Annotated in this window: 13 protein-coding genes and 1 tRNA gene; all 14 read left to right on the top strand. The window is 61.4% G+C overall.

Annotated elements, in window-relative coordinates; genetic code table 11:
* Positions 1 to 341: EF-Tu C-terminal domain-related protein (locus BM060_RS31835; RefSeq protein WP_074986529.1), on the top strand; the 341-nt coding region annotated here is incomplete at its 5' end.
* Positions 342 to 394: 53 nt separating this feature from the next.
* A tRNA-Trp gene (locus tag BM060_RS31830) sits at positions 395 to 470 on the top strand.
* A gap of 46 nt (positions 471 to 516) precedes the next feature.
* Entirely contained in the window at positions 517 to 885 is a 369-nt protein-coding gene (gene secE, locus BM060_RS31825; RefSeq protein WP_074986527.1) for a preprotein translocase subunit SecE, read from the top strand.
* A 9-nt stretch (positions 886 to 894) separates the two neighbouring features.
* Positions 895 to 1,428, top strand: coding sequence for a transcription termination/antitermination protein NusG (gene nusG / locus BM060_RS31820; protein ID WP_074986525.1), 534 nt, complete (start codon positions 895 to 897; stop codon positions 1,426 to 1,428).
* Between the two features lie 119 nt (positions 1,429 to 1,547).
* Positions 1,548 to 1,979 (top strand): 50S ribosomal protein L11, encoded by a 432-nt coding sequence (gene rplK, locus BM060_RS31815; protein WP_074986522.1) that lies wholly within the window; start codon positions 1,548 to 1,550, stop codon positions 1,977 to 1,979.
* Entirely contained in the window at positions 1,979 to 2,674 is a 696-nt protein-coding gene (gene rplA / locus BM060_RS31810; RefSeq protein ID WP_074986520.1) for a 50S ribosomal protein L1, read from the top strand. Before rplK ends, rplA begins: the two co-directional genes overlap by 1 nt.
* A 204-nt stretch (positions 2,675 to 2,878) precedes the next feature.
* A complete protein-coding gene (gene rplJ, locus BM060_RS31805; RefSeq protein WP_009617123.1) occupies positions 2,879 to 3,379 on the top strand; it encodes a 50S ribosomal protein L10 in 501 nt (166 codons plus the stop codon).
* Between the two features lie 77 nt (positions 3,380 to 3,456).
* Entirely contained in the window at positions 3,457 to 3,825 is a 369-nt protein-coding gene (rplL, locus tag BM060_RS31800; RefSeq protein WP_009617125.1) for a 50S ribosomal protein L7/L12, read from the top strand.
* A gap of 221 nt (positions 3,826 to 4,046) precedes the next feature.
* Positions 4,047 to 8,120, top strand: a complete 4,074-nt coding sequence (gene rpoB, locus BM060_RS31795) for a DNA-directed RNA polymerase subunit beta (RefSeq protein WP_074986516.1) — start codon at positions 4,047 to 4,049, stop codon at positions 8,118 to 8,120.
* A 62-nt stretch (positions 8,121 to 8,182) separates the two neighbouring features.
* Positions 8,183 to 12,382: a DNA-directed RNA polymerase subunit beta' gene (gene rpoC, locus BM060_RS31790; protein ID WP_074986514.1), complete on the top strand. Its 4,200-nt coding sequence runs from the start codon at positions 8,183 to 8,185 to the stop codon at positions 12,380 to 12,382.
* A gap of 150 nt (positions 12,383 to 12,532) precedes the next feature.
* Positions 12,533 to 12,904: a 30S ribosomal protein S12 gene (rpsL, locus tag BM060_RS31785; protein WP_009617130.1), complete on the top strand. Its 372-nt coding sequence runs from the start codon at positions 12,533 to 12,535 to the stop codon at positions 12,902 to 12,904.
* A 100-nt stretch (positions 12,905 to 13,004) separates the two neighbouring features.
* Complete coding sequence (gene rpsG, locus BM060_RS31780; protein WP_074986512.1) at positions 13,005 to 13,475, top strand: 30S ribosomal protein S7; 471 nt, start codon at positions 13,005 to 13,007, stop codon at positions 13,473 to 13,475.
* A gap of 30 nt (positions 13,476 to 13,505) precedes the next feature.
* Positions 13,506 to 15,635, top strand: coding sequence for an elongation factor G (gene fusA / locus BM060_RS31775; RefSeq protein ID WP_074986510.1), 2,130 nt, complete (start codon positions 13,506 to 13,508; stop codon positions 15,633 to 15,635).
* Positions 15,636 to 15,664: 29 nt separating this feature from the next.
* Positions 15,665 to 16,099 (top strand): GTP-binding protein (locus tag BM060_RS31770; protein ID WP_143096620.1); only part of this gene is annotated, 435 nt, incomplete at its 3' end.

Genomic DNA, 16,099 nt, shown 5'->3' with positions numbered 1-16,099 from the left:
CCAAGCGTGAAGACGTAGAGCGTGGCCAGGTTCTGGCCAAGCCGGGCACCATCAAGCCGCACACCAAGTTCGAGTGCGAAGTGTACGTGCTGTCCAAGGAAGAAGGTGGTCGTCACACCCCGTTCTTCAAGGGCTACCGTCCGCAGTTCTACTTCCGTACCACCGACGTGACCGGCAACTGCGAGCTGCCGGAAGGCGTCGAGATGGTAATGCCGGGTGACAACGTCAAGATGACCGTTACCCTGATCGCTCCGATCGCCATGGAAGACGGCCTGCGCTTCGCTATCCGCGAAGGTGGCCGTACCGTTGGCGCCGGCGTGGTTGCCAAGATCATCGAATAATCGATTGATCTTTCCCTCTCAGGCCGGCATAATGGTCGGCCTGACTTTGTTCTAGGCCAGTAGCTCAATTGGCAGAGCGGCGGTCTCCAAAACCGCAGGTTGGGGGTTCGATTCCCTCCTGGCCTGCCAAATTTCTCGACGGAATTTGGCATTTCTTCAACGGGATTCCCAGCAGATGAATGCGAAGGCAGAAGCCAAAGAGTCGCGTTTCGATATCTTGAAGTGGCTCTTGGTCGCAGTGGTTGTTGTGGTCGGCGTCGTCGCCAACCAGTATTACTCCGCTCAACCGCTCCTCTATCGCGTGCTCGGTATCCTTGTTCTGGCGGCTGTTGCTGGCTTCGTAGCCCTGCAGACCGTCAAGGGTCGCGCTTTCTTCACCCTGGCGAAAGAGGCGCGCGCCGAGATTCGCAAGGTCGTATGGCCGACTCGCCAAGAAACGACTCAGACCACCATGATCGTGGTCGCAGTAGTGCTGGTAATGGCGCTGGTGCTGTGGGGGCTCGATTCCCTGCTGGGTTGGCTTGTTTCCATGATCGTAGGTTAAGGGTGTTCCGTGGCTAAGCGTTGGTACGTTGTGCATGCCTACTCGGGTTACGAGAAGCATGTCATGCGCTCGCTGATCGAGCGGGTCAAACTGGCCGGCATGGAAGATGGCTTCGGCGAGATTCTGGTCCCCACGGAAGAAGTCGTGGAGATGCGTAACGGCCAGAAGCGCAAGAGCGAGCGCAAGTTCTTCCCCGGCTACGTGCTGGTGCAGATGGAAATGAACGAGGGTACCTGGCACCTGGTCAAGGACACTCCTCGCGTCATGGGCTTCATCGGCGGTACCGCTGACAAGCCGGCTCCGATTACCGACAAGGAGGCTGAAGCCATCCTGCGTCGCGTCGCCGACAGTGGCGACAAGCCCAAGCCGAAGACGCTCTTCGAGCCGGGCGAAACCGTTCGCGTCATCGACGGTCCCTTCGCGGACTTCAATGGCGTGGTTGAAGAGGTCAACTACGAAAAGAGCCGGATCCAGGTCGCAGTGCTCATTTTCGGTCGCTCTACCCCGGTAGAGCTGGAGTTCAGCCAAGTCGAGAAAGTCTGACTGGCACAATGCATCCCACACCCCGCAGCCAGAGGCTGCGGGGTTTTGTCGTCCTTGGGATAAACGCGAAAGCAACCGGGGAGCCCTTGTGGCGCTAGAACCCGTAACTGGAGTAGCACATGGCTAAGAAAATTCAGGCTTACATCAAGCTGCAGGTAAAGGCTGGTCAAGCCAACCCGTCGCCGCCGGTTGGTCCCGCTCTGGGTCAGCATGGCGTGAACATCATGGAGTTCTGCAAGGCGTTCAACGCCAAGACCCAGGGCATGGAGCCCGGTCTGCCGACTCCGGTGATCATCACCGTTTACAGCGACCGCAGCTTCACCTTCGAAACCAAGAGCACCCCTGCTTCGGTACTGCTGAAGAAAGCTGCTGGCATCAGCAGCGGTTCCAGCCGCCCGAACAGCCAGAAAGTGGGCACCGTTACCCGTGCTCAGCTGGAAGAGATCGCCAAGGCCAAGCAGGCCGATCTGACCGCAGCTGACATGGATGCGGCCGTGCGTACCATCGCCGGTTCCGCGCGTAGCATGGGCCTCAACGTGGAGGGTGTGTAATGGCTAAGCTGACCAAGCGTCAAAAGGCTATCGCCGAGAAAATCGAAGCCGGCAAGCAATACGGCTTCGAAGATGCCGCCAAACTGCTGGCCGAGCTGTCGACCATCAAGTTCAAGGAGTCCGTGGACATCGCCATCAACCTGGGCGTCGATCCGCGTAAATCCGACCAGGTCGTTCGTGGTGCCACCGTTCTGCCGAACGGTACCGGCAAGAGCGTCCGCGTTGCCGTCTTCACCCAGGGCCCGGCTGCTGAAGCCGCTCTGGCTGCAGGCGCCGACAAGGTCGGCATGGACGAGCTGGCTGCCGAGATGAAGGCCGGCGACCTGAGCTACGACGTGGTCATCGCCTCCCCGGACGCGATGCGCGTTGTCGGTCAGCTGGGTCAGGTTCTCGGCCCGCGCGGCCTGATGCCGAACCCGAAAGTCGGTACCGTGACCCCGGACGTAGCCACTGCCGTGAAGAACGCCAAGGCTGGTCAGGTTCGCTTCCGTACCGACAAGAACGGCATCATCCACGCCTCCGTTGGCAAGATCGATTTCGAGCCGGTCAAGCTGAAGCAGAACGTCGAAGCTCTGCTGGCTGACCTGAAACGCCTGAAGCCCGCCTCCTCGAAGGGCGTGTACGTTCAGCGCGTGACCCTGAGCACCACCATGGGCCCGGGTCTGCAGATCGATCAGGCTTCCCTGGAAGGCTGATAAGACAAAGTCGGGTGGTGGGCCTGGCCCATCACCCGCAAGTATTGGGGTCCCTGCCTGGCGGGGGCTGTCCAAGACCGTAGGCGGCGCAAGCCTTAAACCACAAGCCTACGCAGATGGTGCTCCCGATTCGTTAACCGGATCAGACACCAAAACGCCGTCCGGCTCCGGCTGGACGAAACGGTAACATCCAGGAGTAAACCCGTGGCAATCAAACTCGAAGACAAGAAGGCCATCGTCGCTGAAGTCAACGAGGCTGCCAAAGCCGGTCTGTCCGCTGTCGTGGCTGATGCCCGTGGCGTGACCGTCGGCGCAATGACCGGACTCCGTAAAGAGGCCCGCGCAGCTGGTGTGTACGTGAAAGTCGTACGTAACACCCTGCTCAAGCGCGCCGTTGAAGGCACTCAGTTCGAAGTGCTCAACGACACGTTCAAGGGCCCGACCCTGATCGCTTTCTCCAACGAACATCCGGGCGCTGCCGCCCGTATCTTCAAGGAGTTCGCCAAGGGTCAGGACAAGTTCGAGATCAAGGCGGCCGCGTTCGAGGGTCAATTCCTCGCAGCCAATCAGATCGACGTTCTGGCGACCCTGCCGACCTACAACGAAGCCGTTGCACAGCTGATGAGCGTGATCCAAGGCGCTACCAGCAAGCTGGCTCGTACTCTGGCGGCTATTCGCGACCAGAAAGAAGCCGCCGCTGCCTAAGGCAACCGGTACGCTTTCAAACCTTTTTTGTTTAATCGATGGCGCGAGCGCCGTCACCCAATACAGGAATTAGAGTCATGGCTCTGACCAACGAAGACATCATCAACGCCGTATCCGAAATGTCCGTCATGCAGATCGTTGAACTGATCAAGGCGATGGAAGAGAAGTTCGGCGTTACCGCTGCTGCCGCTGTTGCCGCTGGCCCGGCTGTTGCCGCTGCCGCTGCCGAAGAGCAGACCGAGTTCACCATCGTCCTGGCCGAAGCTGGCGACAAGAAAGTGAACGTGATCAAGGTCGTTCGTGAACTGACCGGCCTGGGCCTGAAAGAAGCCAAGGCTGTCGTTGACGGCGCCCCGGGCGTGGTCAAGGAAGGCGCTTCGAAAGAAGAGGCCGAAGCTGCCAAGAAAGCCCTGGAAGAAGCTGGCGCCAAGGTCGAGCTCAAGTAAGCTCGCCCCTTGCGTCTACAGCCCGAGCGTCAAGCGACAGGCTGATGGCTGGTGGCTTTTGCCACCGGCCTTTTTCCGTTCTGGGTGGGGTGCCGACAGGCCCCTTCCCATAACGGAAAACTCCCACCCTCAGGGGTGGCGCAAACGCCAGGTTTGCACGATTTTTCGGCTGCTCCCGTGGGAGAGGCCAAACAAGCAGGTGACCAAGCTGGGGAACGCTGATGGCTTACTCATACACTGAGAAAAAACGTATCCGCAAGGACTTTAGCAAGTTGCCGGACGTCATGGATGTGCCGTATTTGCTGGCCATCCAGCTGGATTCCTATCGCGAATTCCTGCAGGCAGGTGCAAGCAAGGATCAGATCCGCGACATCGGTCTGCATGCGGCCTTCAAGTCCGTTTTCCCGATTATCAGCTATTCCGGCAACGCTGCCCTGGAATACGTCGGTTATCGCCTGGGTGAGCCGGCCTTCGACGTCAAGGAGTGCGTGCTGCGCGGCGTGACCTTCGCCGTCCCGCTGCGGGTGAAAGTGCGCCTGATCATCTTCGACAAAGAGTCGTCGAGCAAAGCGATCAAGGACATCAAGGAGCAGGAAGTCTACATGGGGGAAATCCCCCTGATGACCGAGAACGGTACCTTCATCATCAACGGTACCGAGCGCGTCATCGTTTCCCAGCTGCACCGTTCCCCGGGTGTGTTCTTCGACCACGACCGTGGCAAGACCCACAGCTCCGGCAAGCTGCTGTACTCCGCGCGCATCATTCCTTACCGCGGTTCCTGGCTGGACTTCGAATTCGATCCGAAGGACTGCGTGTTCGTCCGTATCGACCGTCGCCGCAAGCTGCCGGCGTCCGTCCTGCTGCGCGCGCTGGGCTATAGCACCGAGGAGATCCTCGATGCCTTCTACGCGACCAACGTCTACCACATCAAGGGCGAAGGTCTGCGTCTGGAGCTGGTGCCGCACCGTCTGCGCGGCGAGATCGCCAGCTTCGACATCAAGGATGCCGCCGGCAAGGTCATCGTCGAAGCGGGCCGCCGTATCACCGCGCGGCACATCAACCAGCTGGAGAAGGCTGGCATCACCGAGCTGGAAGTGCCCTTCGACTACCTTATTGGCCGTACCGTGGCCAAGGCTGTCGTGCACCCGGCTACCGGCGAGATCATCGCCGAATGCAACACCGAGCTGACCGTCGACGTACTGGCGAAGATCGCCAAGGCCCAGGTCGTGCGCCTGGAAACCCTGTACACCAACGACATCGACTGCGGTCCGTTCATCTCCGACACGCTGAAGATCGACTCCACCGGCAACCAGCTGGAAGCCCTGGTCGAGATCTACCGCATGATGCGTCCCGGCGAGCCGCCGACCAAGGAAGCCGCAGAGACCCTGTTCGGCAACCTGTTCTTCAGCGCCGAGCGCTACGACCTGTCCGCCGTCGGCCGCATGAAGTTCAACCGCCGCATCGGCCGCAGCGAGATCGAAGGTCCGGGCGTGCTGAGCAAGGAAGACATCGTCGACGTACTGCGCACTCTGGTCGACATCCGTAACGGCAAGGGCATCGTCGACGACATCGACCACCTGGGCAACCGTCGCGTGCGTTGCGTCGGCGAGATGGCCGAGAACCAGTTCCGCGTGGGCCTGGTGCGCGTCGAACGCGCGGTCAAGGAACGCCTGTCCATGGCCGAAAGCGAAGGCCTGATGCCGCAGGACCTGATCAACGCCAAGCCGGTGGCCGCCGCGATCAAGGAGTTCTTCGGTTCCAGCCAGCTGTCGCAGTTCATGGACCAGAACAACCCGCTCTCCGAGATCACCCACAAACGCCGCGTCTCCGCACTCGGCCCAGGTGGTCTGACCCGTGAGCGCGCGGGCTTCGAGGTCCGTGACGTACACCCGACCCACTACGGCCGCGTGTGCCCGATCGAAACCCCTGAAGGTCCGAACATCGGTCTGATCAACTCCCTGGCGACCTACGCCCGCACCAACAAGTACGGCTTCCTGGAAAGCCCGTACCGCGTGGTGAAGGAAGGCCTGGTCAGCGACGAGATCGTGTTCCTCTCCGCCATCGAAGAGGCCGACCACGTGATCGCCCAGGCCTCCGCGACCCTGGACGCGAAGGGCCGCCTGATCGACGAGCTGGTCGCCGTACGTCACCTGAACGAATTCACCGTGAAGGCGCCGGAAGACGTCACCCTCATGGACGTATCGCCGAAGCAGGTCGTTTCCGTCGCTGCCTCGCTGATTCCGTTCCTCGAGCACGACGACGCCAACCGTGCGCTCATGGGTTCGAACATGCAGCGTCAGGCCGTTCCGACCCTGCGCGCCGACAAGCCGCTGGTGGGCACCGGCATGGAGCGCAACGTCGCCCGTGACTCCGGCGTCTGCGTGGTGGCTCGCCGCGGCGGCGTGATCGACTCGGTCGACGCCAGCCGTATCGTGGTGCGCGTGGCGGACGACGAAGTCGAAACCGGCGAAGCCGGCGTCGACATCTACAACCTGACCAAGTACACCCGTTCCAACCAGAACACCTGCATCAACCAGCGTCCGCTGGTGAGCAAGGGTGACGTGATCGCCCGTGGCGACATCCTCGCCGACGGTCCGTCCACCGACATGGGTGAACTGGCCCTGGGCCAGAACATGCGCGTCGCGTTCATGCCCTGGAACGGCTTCAACTTCGAAGACTCCATCTGCCTGTCCGAGCGCGTGGTCCAGGAAGATCGTTTCACCACGATCCACATCCAGGAACTGACCTGCGTCGCCCGTGACACCAAGCTCGGCCCAGAAGAAATCACCGCGGACATCCCGAACGTGGGTGAGGCCGCGCTGAACAAGCTGGACGAAGCTGGCATCGTCTACGTCGGCGCCGAAGTGCAGGCCGGCGACATCCTGGTCGGCAAGGTCACCCCGAAAGGCGAGACCCAGCTGACTCCGGAAGAGAAGCTGCTGCGCGCGATCTTCGGTGAGAAGGCGTCCGACGTGAAGGACACCTCCCTGCGCGTGCCGACTGGCACCAAGGGCACCGTGATCGACGTCCAGGTCTTCACCCGCGACGGCGTGGAGCGCGACAGCCGCGCCCTGTCCATCGAGAAGATGCAGCTCGACGAGATCCGCAAGGACCTCAACGAGGAGTTCCGCATCGTCGAAGGCGCCACCTTCGAGCGTCTGCGTTCGGCCCTGGTCGGCGCCGTCGCCGATGGCGGCCCGGCGCTGAAGAAAGGCACCGAGATCACCGACGAGTACCTCGACGGTCTCGAGCGCGGCCAGTGGTTCAAGCTGCGCATGGCCGAAGACGCCCTGAACGAGCAGCTGGAGAAGGCCCAGGCCTACCTCAGCGACCGCCGTCAGATGCTCGACGACAAGTTCGAGGACAAGAAGCGCAAGCTGCAGCAGGGCGACGACCTGGCTCCGGGCGTGCTGAAGATCGTCAAGGTCTACCTCGCCATCAAGCGCCGCATCCAGCCGGGCGACAAGATGGCCGGCCGTCACGGTAACAAGGGTGTGGTCTCGGTGATCATGCCGGTCGAAGACATGCCGCACGACGTCAACGGCACGCCGGTGGACATCGTTCTGAACCCGCTGGGCGTACCTTCGCGTATGAACGTCGGTCAGATCCTCGAAACCCACCTGGGCCTCGCGGCCAAGGGCCTGGGCGAGAAGATCAACCGCATGCTCGAAGAGCAGCGCAAGATCGCCGAGCTGCGCCAGTTCCTGAACGAGATCTACAACGAGATCGGTGGCCGCCAGGAGAGCCTGGAAGAGCTGTCCGATAACGAGATCGTCGCTCTGGCCAACAACCTCAAGGGCGGCGTGCCCATGGCTACCCCGGTGTTCGACGGTGCCAAGGAGCGCGAGATCAAGGCCATGCTGAAGCTGGCCGACCTGCCGGAGAGCGGCCAGATGCGCCTGTTCGACGGCCGCACCGGCAACCAGTTCGAGCGTACGACCACCGTTGGTTACATGTACATGCTCAAGCTGAACCACCTGGTCGATGACAAGATGCACGCACGTTCCACCGGCTCCTACAGCCTGGTCACCCAGCAGCCGCTGGGTGGTAAGGCGCAGTTCGGTGGCCAGCGTTTCGGGGAGATGGAGGTCTGGGCGCTGGAAGCCTACGGCGCCGCCTACACCCTGCAGGAAATGCTGACCGTGAAGTCGGACGACGTGAACGGCCGTACCAAGATGTACAAGAACATCGTGGACGGGGATCACCGCATGGAGGCCGGCATGCCCGAGTCCTTCAACGTGCTGATCAAAGAGATCCGCTCGCTCGGCATCGATATCGAACTGGAAACCGAATAACACGTGACGCTAGAACGGTGCGGCGGTCAGCCGCCGCACCGGGTCCGTGAGGAGGAAAGGCCTTGAAAGACTTGCTCAATCTGTTGAAAAACCAGGGTCAAATCGAGGAGTTCGATGCCATCCGTATTGGTCTGGCCTCGCCCGAGATGATTCGTTCCTGGTCCTTCGGCGAAGTTAAGAAGCCGGAGACCATCAACTACCGTACCTTCAAGCCGGAGCGCGATGGTCTGTTCTGCGCCAAGATCTTCGGCCCGGTGAAGGACTACGAGTGCCTGTGCGGTAAGTACAAGCGCCTGAAGCACCGTGGCGTGATCTGCGAGAAGTGCGGCGTCGAAGTCGCCCTGGCCAAGGTGCGCCGCGAGCGCATGGGCCACATCGAACTGGCCTCGCCGGTCGCCCACATCTGGTTCCTGAAGTCCCTGCCGTCCCGTATCGGCCTGCTGCTGGACATGACCCTGCGTGACATCGAGCGCGTGCTCTATTTCGAGAGCTACGTGGTGATCGATCCGGGCATGACCACCCTGGAGAAGGGCCAGCTGCTGAACGACGAGCAGTACTTCGAAGCCCTCGAAGAGTTCGGTGACGACTTCGACGCGCGCATGGGCGCCGAGGCCGTTCGCGAGTTGCTCAACCAGATCGACCTGGAGCACGAGATCGGCCGCCTGCGCGAAGAGATTCCGCAGACCAACTCGGAAACCAAGATCAAGAAGCTGTCCAAGCGCCTGAAGCTGATGGAAGCCTTCCAGGGCTCCGGCAACCATCCGGAGTGGATGGTGCTGACCGTCCTGCCGGTGCTGCCGCCGGACCTGCGTCCGCTGGTTCCGCTGGATGGCGGCCGCTTCGCGACTTCGGATCTGAACGATCTGTATCGCCGGGTGATCAACCGTAACAACCGTCTGAAGCGCCTGCTCGACCTGGCCGCTCCGGACATCATCGTGCGCAACGAAAAGCGCATGCTGCAGGAAGCCGTCGACGCCCTGCTGGATAACGGCCGCCGCGGTCGCGCCATCACCGGCTCGAACAAGCGCCCGCTGAAGTCCCTGGCCGACATGATCAAGGGCAAGCAAGGTCGCTTCCGTCAGAACCTGCTCGGCAAGCGCGTGGACTACTCCGGTCGTTCGGTAATCACCGTCGGCCCGACCCTGCGCCTGCACCAGTGCGGTCTGCCCAAGAAGATGGCCCTCGAGCTGTTCAAGCCGTTCATCTTCGGCAAGCTCGAAGCCCGTGGCATGGCGACTACCATCAAGGCCGCGAAGAAGATGGTCGAGCGCGAACTGCCCGAGGTCTGGGACGTTCTCGCCGAAGTCATCCGCGAACACCCCGTGCTGCTGAACCGTGCGCCGACCCTGCACCGTCTGGGTATCCAGGCGTTCGAGCCGGTGCTCATCGAAGGCAAGGCGATCCAGCTGCACCCGCTGGTTTGCGCGGCGTACAACGCCGACTTCGACGGTGACCAGATGGCCGTGCACGTTCCGCTGACCCTCGAGGCCCAGCTGGAAGCGCGCGCGCTGATGATGTCGACCAACAACATCCTCTCGCCCGCCAACGGCGAGCCGATCATCGTGCCGTCGCAGGACGTGGTGATGGGTCTGTACTACATGACCCGTGAAGCCATCAACGCCAAGGGCGAGGGCATGGCCTTCGCCGACCTGCAGGAAGTCGACCGCGCGTACCGCAGCGGCCAGGTGTCCCTGCACGCCCGCGTGAAAGTACGGATCAACGAGAAGATCAAGAACGAAGACGGCAGCCTGACCGCCAACACCCGCATCGTCGACTCCACCGTCGGCCGCGCGCTGCTGTTCCAGGTCGTGCCGGCAGGCTTGCCGTACGACGTGGTCAACCAGCCGATGAAGAAGAAGGCGATCTCCAAGCTGATCAACCACTGCTACCGCGTGGTGGGTCTGAAGGACACCGTCATCTTCGCCGACCAACTGATGTACACCGGCTTCGCCTACTCGACCATCTCCGGCGTCTCGATCGGCGTGAACGACTTCGTCATCCCGGACGAGAAGGCGCGCATCATCAATGCCGCCACCGAGGAAGTGAAGGAGATCGAGACCCAGTACGCCTCCGGCCTGGTAACCCAGGGCGAGAAGTACAACAAGGTGATCGACCTCTGGTCCAAGGCCAACGACGAAGTGTCCAAGGCGATGATGGCCAACCTCTCGAAAGAGAAGGTCATCGACCGCGAGGGCAAGGAAGTCGACCAGGAGTCCTTCAACTCCATGTACATGATGGCGGACTCCGGTGCGCGGGGTTCCGCGGCCCAGATCCGTCAGCTGGCCGGTATGCGTGGCCTGATGGCCAAGCCGGACGGCTCGATCATCGAGACCCCGATCACCGCGAACTTCCGTGAAGGCCTGAACGTACTCCAGTACTTCATCTCCACTCACGGTGCTCGTAAAGGTCTGGCGGATACCGCACTGAAGACCGCGAACTCCGGTTACCTGACCCGTCGTCTCGTCGACGTGGCCCAGGACCTGGTGGTGACCGAGATCGACTGTGGCACCGAGCACGGCCTGCTGATGTCCCCGCACATCGAAGGCGGCGACGTGGTGGAGCCGCTGGGCGAGCGCGTGCTCGGCCGTGTGGTCGCGCGCGACGTGTTCAAGCCCGGTGGCGACGACGTCATCGTGCCGGCCGGCACCCTGATCGACGAGAAGTGGGTCGATTTCCTCGAGCAGATGAGCGTCGACGAAGTCCTGGTCCGTTCGCCGATCACCTGCGAAACCCGTCACGGCATCTGCTCCAAGTGCTACGGCCGCGATCTGGCCCGTGGTCACCAGGTGAACATCGGTGAAGCGGTCGGCGTCATCGCCGCGCAGTCGATCGGTGAGCCGGGTACCCAGCTGACCATGCGTACCTTCCACATCGGTGGTGCGGCCAGCCGGACCTCCGCCGTGGATAACGTCCAGGTGAAGAACGGCGGTACCATCCGCCTGCACAACCTGAAGCATGTCGAGCGTGCCGACGGCGCGCTGGTGGCGGTTTCCCGTTCCGGCGAGCTGGCCGTGGCCGACGACTTCGGTCGCGAGCGCGAGCGCTACAAGCTGCCGTACGGTGCCGTGATCTCCGTGAAGGAAGGTGACAAGGTCGATCCGGGCGCCATCGTCGCCAAGTGGGACCCGCACACCCACCCGATCGTCACCGAAGTGGACGGTACCGTTGCCTTCGCCGGCATGGAAGAGAACATCACCGTCAAGCGCCAGACCGACGAACTCACCGGTCTGACCAACATCGAAGTGATGGATCCGAAAGACCGTCCGGCTTCCGGCAAGGACATCCGTCCGGCGGTGAAGCTGATCGACGCCGCAGGCAAGGACCTGCTGCTGCCGGGCACCGACGTGCCGGCGCAGTACTTCCTGCCCGCCAACGCGCTGGTCAACCTGACCGACGGCGCCAAGGTGCGCGTGGGTGACGTGGTTGCACGTATCCCGCAGGAAACCTCGAAGACCCGCGACATCACCGGTGGTCTGCCGCGCGTTGCCGACCTGTTCGAAGCTCGTCGTCCGAAAGAGCCTTCGATCCTGGCGGAAATCAGCGGCACCATCTCCTTCGGCAAGGAAACCAAGGGCAAGCGCCGCCTGGTCATCACTCCGAACGACGGTAGCGATCCGTACGAGGAGCTGATTCCGAAGTGGCGTCACCTGAACGTGTTCGAAGGCGAACAGGTGAACCGCGGCGAGGTGATCTCCGATGGTCCGAGCAACCCGCACGACATCCTGCGTCTGCTGGGCGTCAGCGAGCTGGCCAAGTACATCGTCAACGAGATCCAGGACGTGTACCGCCTGCAGGGCGTGAAGATCAACGACAAGCACATCGAGACCATCCTGCGGCAGATGCTGCGCAAGGTCGAAGTGGCCGAGTCGGGCGACTCCTCCTTCATCAAGGGCGACCAGGTCGAACTGGTTCACGTGCTGGAAGAGAACGAAGTGCTGGGCAGCGTGGACAAGTTCCCGGCCAAGTACGAGCGCGTCCTGCTGGGCATCACCAAGGCCTCGCTGTCGACCGAGTCGTTCATCTCCGCGGCTTCCTTCCAGGAGACCACCCGCGTCCTCACCGAGGCGGCGGTCACCGGCAAGCGCGACTTCCTGCGCGGCCTGAAGGAAAACGTGGTGGTCGGTCGACTGATCCCGGCGGGTACCGGCCTTGCCTATCACAGCGAGCGCAAGCGTCAGCGCGAGCTCGGCAAACCGCAGCGCGTGAGCGCCAGCGAAGCCGAAGCAGCACTGGCCGAAGCGCTCAACCTGAGTGGCAATTAAGCCTTGAGCGAAGCCCCGGCTGTCCTGACAGCCGGGGCTTTGTCTTGACGGGGTGCTGGAAGCTCTTTAGTATTTTGTACCCCGAAAATTGGCAGGGCGCATGCTCTGCCATTTCGTTTAAGTGTCGTAAGACAATCAGTGGAGCTATAGATGGCAACTATCAACCAGCTGGTGCGTAAGCCGCGCAAGCGCATGGTCGACAAGAGCGACGTGCCGGCGCTGCAGAACTGCCCGCAACGTCGTGGCGTATGCACCCGCGTATACACCACCACGCCGAAAAAGCCGAACTCGGCACTGCGTAAGGTATGCCGTGTTCGCCTGACCAACGGCTACGAAGTCACTTCGTACATCGGTGGTGAAGGTCACAACCTGCAAGAGCACAGCGTAGTGCTGATCCGTGGCGGTCGTGTAAAGGACCTTCCGGGTGTGCGTTACCACACCGTGCGCGGTTCGCTGGACACCTCGGGTGTCAAAGACCGTAAGCAGGGTCGTTCGAAGTACGGCGCCAAGCGTCCGAAGTAATCCATTTTTCCTATTTGCTGAGTCGATAAGAGTAAGGTCGGGCGCGTAACCAAAGTGTTGCAGTCCCGGGCTAACCTGAAGACCGTTTGAGGGCTTATCAATGCCAAGACGTCGTGTAGCGGCCAAACGTGAGATCCTGGCCGATCCGAAATACGGAAGCCAGATTCTGGCCAAGTTCATGAACCACGTGATGGAAAGCGGCAAGAAAGCCGTTGCCGAGCGTATCGTTTACGGTGCTCTGGACAAGGTCAAAGAGCGCGGTAAAGGTGACCCCCTGGAACTCTTCGAGAAAGCTCTCGACGCCATCGCTCCGCTGGTCGAAGTGAAGTCGCGCCGTGTAGGCGGTGCTACCTACCAGGTTCCGGTCGAAGTACGTCCGTCCCGTCGTAATGCCCTGGCCATGCGCTGGCTGGTGGACTACGCCCGCAAGCGCGGCGAGAAGTCCATGGCCCTGCGCCTCGCCGGCGAGCTGCTGGATGCCGCCGAAGGCAAAGGCGCCGCCGTCAAGAAGCGTGAAGACGTGCACCGTATGGCTGAAGCCAACAAGGCCTTCTCCCACTACCGCTTCTAATCGCGGCTTCCATTCTTTTGCGAGGGCTTTATGGCTCGTACTACAGCAATTAACCGCTACCGGAACATTGGTATCTGCGCCCACGTCGACGCGGGCAAGACCACCACTACCGAGCGGATCCTGTTCTACACAGGTCTCAGCCACAAGATGGGTGAGGTGCACGACGGCGCTGCTACCACCGACTGGATGGTGCAGGAGCAGGAGCGTGGTATCACCATCACTTCCGCTGCGATCACGACCTTCTGGGAAGGTTCGCGCGGCCAGTACGACAAGTACCGCGTAAACGTCATCGACACCCCCGGCCACGTAGACTTCACCATTGAAGTCGAGCGCTCCCTGCGCGTACTGGACGGCGCTGTCGTGGTGTTCTGCGGCACCTCCGGCGTTGAGCCGCAGTCCGAAACCGTATGGCGTCAGGCCAACAAGTACGGCGTTCCGCGTATCGTCTACGTGAACAAGATGGACCGTGCCGGCGCCAACTTCCTGCGCGTCGTCGCTCAGATCAAGAACCGCCTGGGCCACACCCCGGTTCCGGTTCAGCTGGCCATCGGTGCAGAAGATGACTTCCAGGGTCAGATCGACCTGATGAAGATGAAGGCCATCTACTGGAACGAAGACGACAAGGGCACCAGCTACCGCGAGGAAGAGATTCCCGCTGAGCTGCTGGACCTGGCCAACGAATGGCGCAACAACATGGTCGAGGCTGCTGCCGAGGCCAACGAAGAGCTGATGAACAAGTACCTGGAAGAGGGTGAGCTGACGATCGAAGAGATCAAGGCCGGCCTGCGCCAGCGTACCATCGCCTGCGAAATCGTTCCGGCGGTCTGCGGTTCGTCCTTCAAGAACAAGGGCGTGCCCCTGGTTCTGGACGCCGTCATCGACTTCCTGCCTGCTCCGACCGAGATCCCGGCCATCCAGGGCGTCCACCCGGACAGCACCGATGACAACGAGATCCATGACGAGCGTCCGGCTGACGACAACGCTCCGTTCTCCGCTCTGGCGTTCAAGATCGCTACCGACCCGTTCGTCGGTACCCTGACCTTCGTCCGCGTCTACTCGGGCGTTCTGGAGTCCGGTAACTCCGTTATCAACTCCGTGAAGGGCAAGAAAGAGCGCGTTGGTCGTATGGTGCAGATGCACGCCAACCAGCGTGACGAGATCAAAGAAGTGCGCGCTGGCGACATCGCGGCTCTGATCGGCATGAAGGACGTCACCACCGGTGACACCCTGTGCGACATCGAGAAGCCGATCATCCTCGAGCGCATGGACTTCCCGGAGCCGGTCATCTCGGTAGCTGTCGAGCCGAAGACCAAGGCTGACCAGGAGAAGATGGGCATCGCCCTCGGCAAACTGGCCCAGGAAGACCCGTCGTTCCGCGTCAAGACCGACGAAGAAACCGGCCAGACCATCATCTCCGGTATGGGTGAGCTGCACCTGGACATCCTCGTCGACCGCATGAAGCGCGAGTTCGGCGTCGAGGCCAACATCGGCAAGCCGCAGGTTTCCTATCGCGAAACCATCTCCAAGGACAACGTCGAGATCGAAGGCAAGTTCGTTCGCCAGTCCGGTGGTCGCGGCCAGTTCGGTCACTGCTGGATCCGCTTCTCGACTCCGGATGTGGATGAGAAGGGCAACATCACCGAAGGTCTGGTGTTCACCAGCGAAGTTGTGGGTGGTGTGGTTCCGAAGGAATACATCCCGGCGATCCAGAAGGGCATCGAAGAGCAGATGAAGAACGGCGTCGTCGCCGGCTATCCGCTCATCGGCCTGAAGGCCACCGTGTTCGATGGTTCCTACCACGACGTCGACTCCAACGAGATGGCGTTCAAGATCGCTGCTTCCATGGCGACCAAGCAGCTGGCCCAGAAGGGCGGCGGCAAGGTGCTCGAGCCGATCATGAAGGTGGAAGTGGTGACTCCTGAGGACTACATGGGCGACGTGATGGGCGACCTGAACCGTCGTCGCGGTCTGATTCAGGGGATGGAAGACTCGGTTTCCGGTAAGGTTATCCGTGCCGAGGTTCCGCTGGGCGAGATGTTCGGTTATGCGACCGACGTACGTTCCATGTCCCAGGGTCGCGCGAGCTACTCCATGGAATTCTCCAAATACGCCGAAGCTCCGTCGAACATCGTCGAAGCGCTGGTTAAAAAACAAGCTTGATTCAGCCCTTTAAGTAAGAGGTTACTGTCGTGGCTAAGGAAAAATTTGAACGTAACAAACCGCACGTCAACGTCGGCACCATCGGTCACGTTGACCACGGTAAAACCACTCTGACCGCTGCTCTGACCAAGGTCTGCTCCGAGACCTGGGGTGGCTCCGCTCGCGCCTTCGACCAGATCGACAACGCGCCGGAAGAGAAAGCCCGTGGTATCACCATCAACACTTCGCACGTCGAATACGACTCGCCGGTACGCCACTACGCTCACGTAGACTGCCCGGGCCACGCCGACTACGTGAAGAACATGATCACCGGTGCTGCCCAGATGGACGGCGCGATCCTGGTTTGCTCGGCTGCTGACGGCCCCATGCCGCAGACCCGCGAGCACATCCTGCTGTCCCGTCAGGTAGGCGTTCCCTACATCGTCGTGTTCCTGAACAAGGCCGACATGGTTGACGACGCCGAG

Source organism: Pseudomonas citronellolis (genome assembly GCF_900112375.1).
Taxonomy (GTDB): Bacteria; Pseudomonadota; Gammaproteobacteria; order Pseudomonadales; family Pseudomonadaceae; genus Pseudomonas; species Pseudomonas citronellolis.
This window is presented reverse-complemented; position numbering and strand designations above follow the sequence as displayed.

What these genes read in the sequence shown, in the direction of transcription:
- rplK (WP_074986522.1), top strand. Translation starts at nt 1,548, where the DNA reads ATGGCTAAGAAAATTCAGGCTTACATCAAGCTGCAGGTAAAGGCTGGT.
- rplA (WP_074986520.1), top strand. Translation starts at nt 1,979, where the DNA reads ATGGCTAAGCTGACCAAGCGTCAAAAGGCTATCGCCGAGAAAATCGAA.
- rpsG (WP_074986512.1), top strand. Translation starts at nt 13,005, where the DNA reads ATGCCAAGACGTCGTGTAGCGGCCAAACGTGAGATCCTGGCCGATCCG.
- secE (WP_074986527.1), top strand. Translation starts at nt 517, where the DNA reads ATGAATGCGAAGGCAGAAGCCAAAGAGTCGCGTTTCGATATCTTGAAG.
- rplL (WP_009617125.1), top strand. Translation starts at nt 3,457, where the DNA reads ATGGCTCTGACCAACGAAGACATCATCAACGCCGTATCCGAAATGTCC.
- rpoB (WP_074986516.1), top strand. Translation starts at nt 4,047, where the DNA reads ATGGCTTACTCATACACTGAGAAAAAACGTATCCGCAAGGACTTTAGC.
- rpsL (WP_009617130.1), top strand. Translation starts at nt 12,533, where the DNA reads ATGGCAACTATCAACCAGCTGGTGCGTAAGCCGCGCAAGCGCATGGTC.
- fusA (WP_074986510.1), top strand. Translation starts at nt 13,506, where the DNA reads ATGGCTCGTACTACAGCAATTAACCGCTACCGGAACATTGGTATCTGC.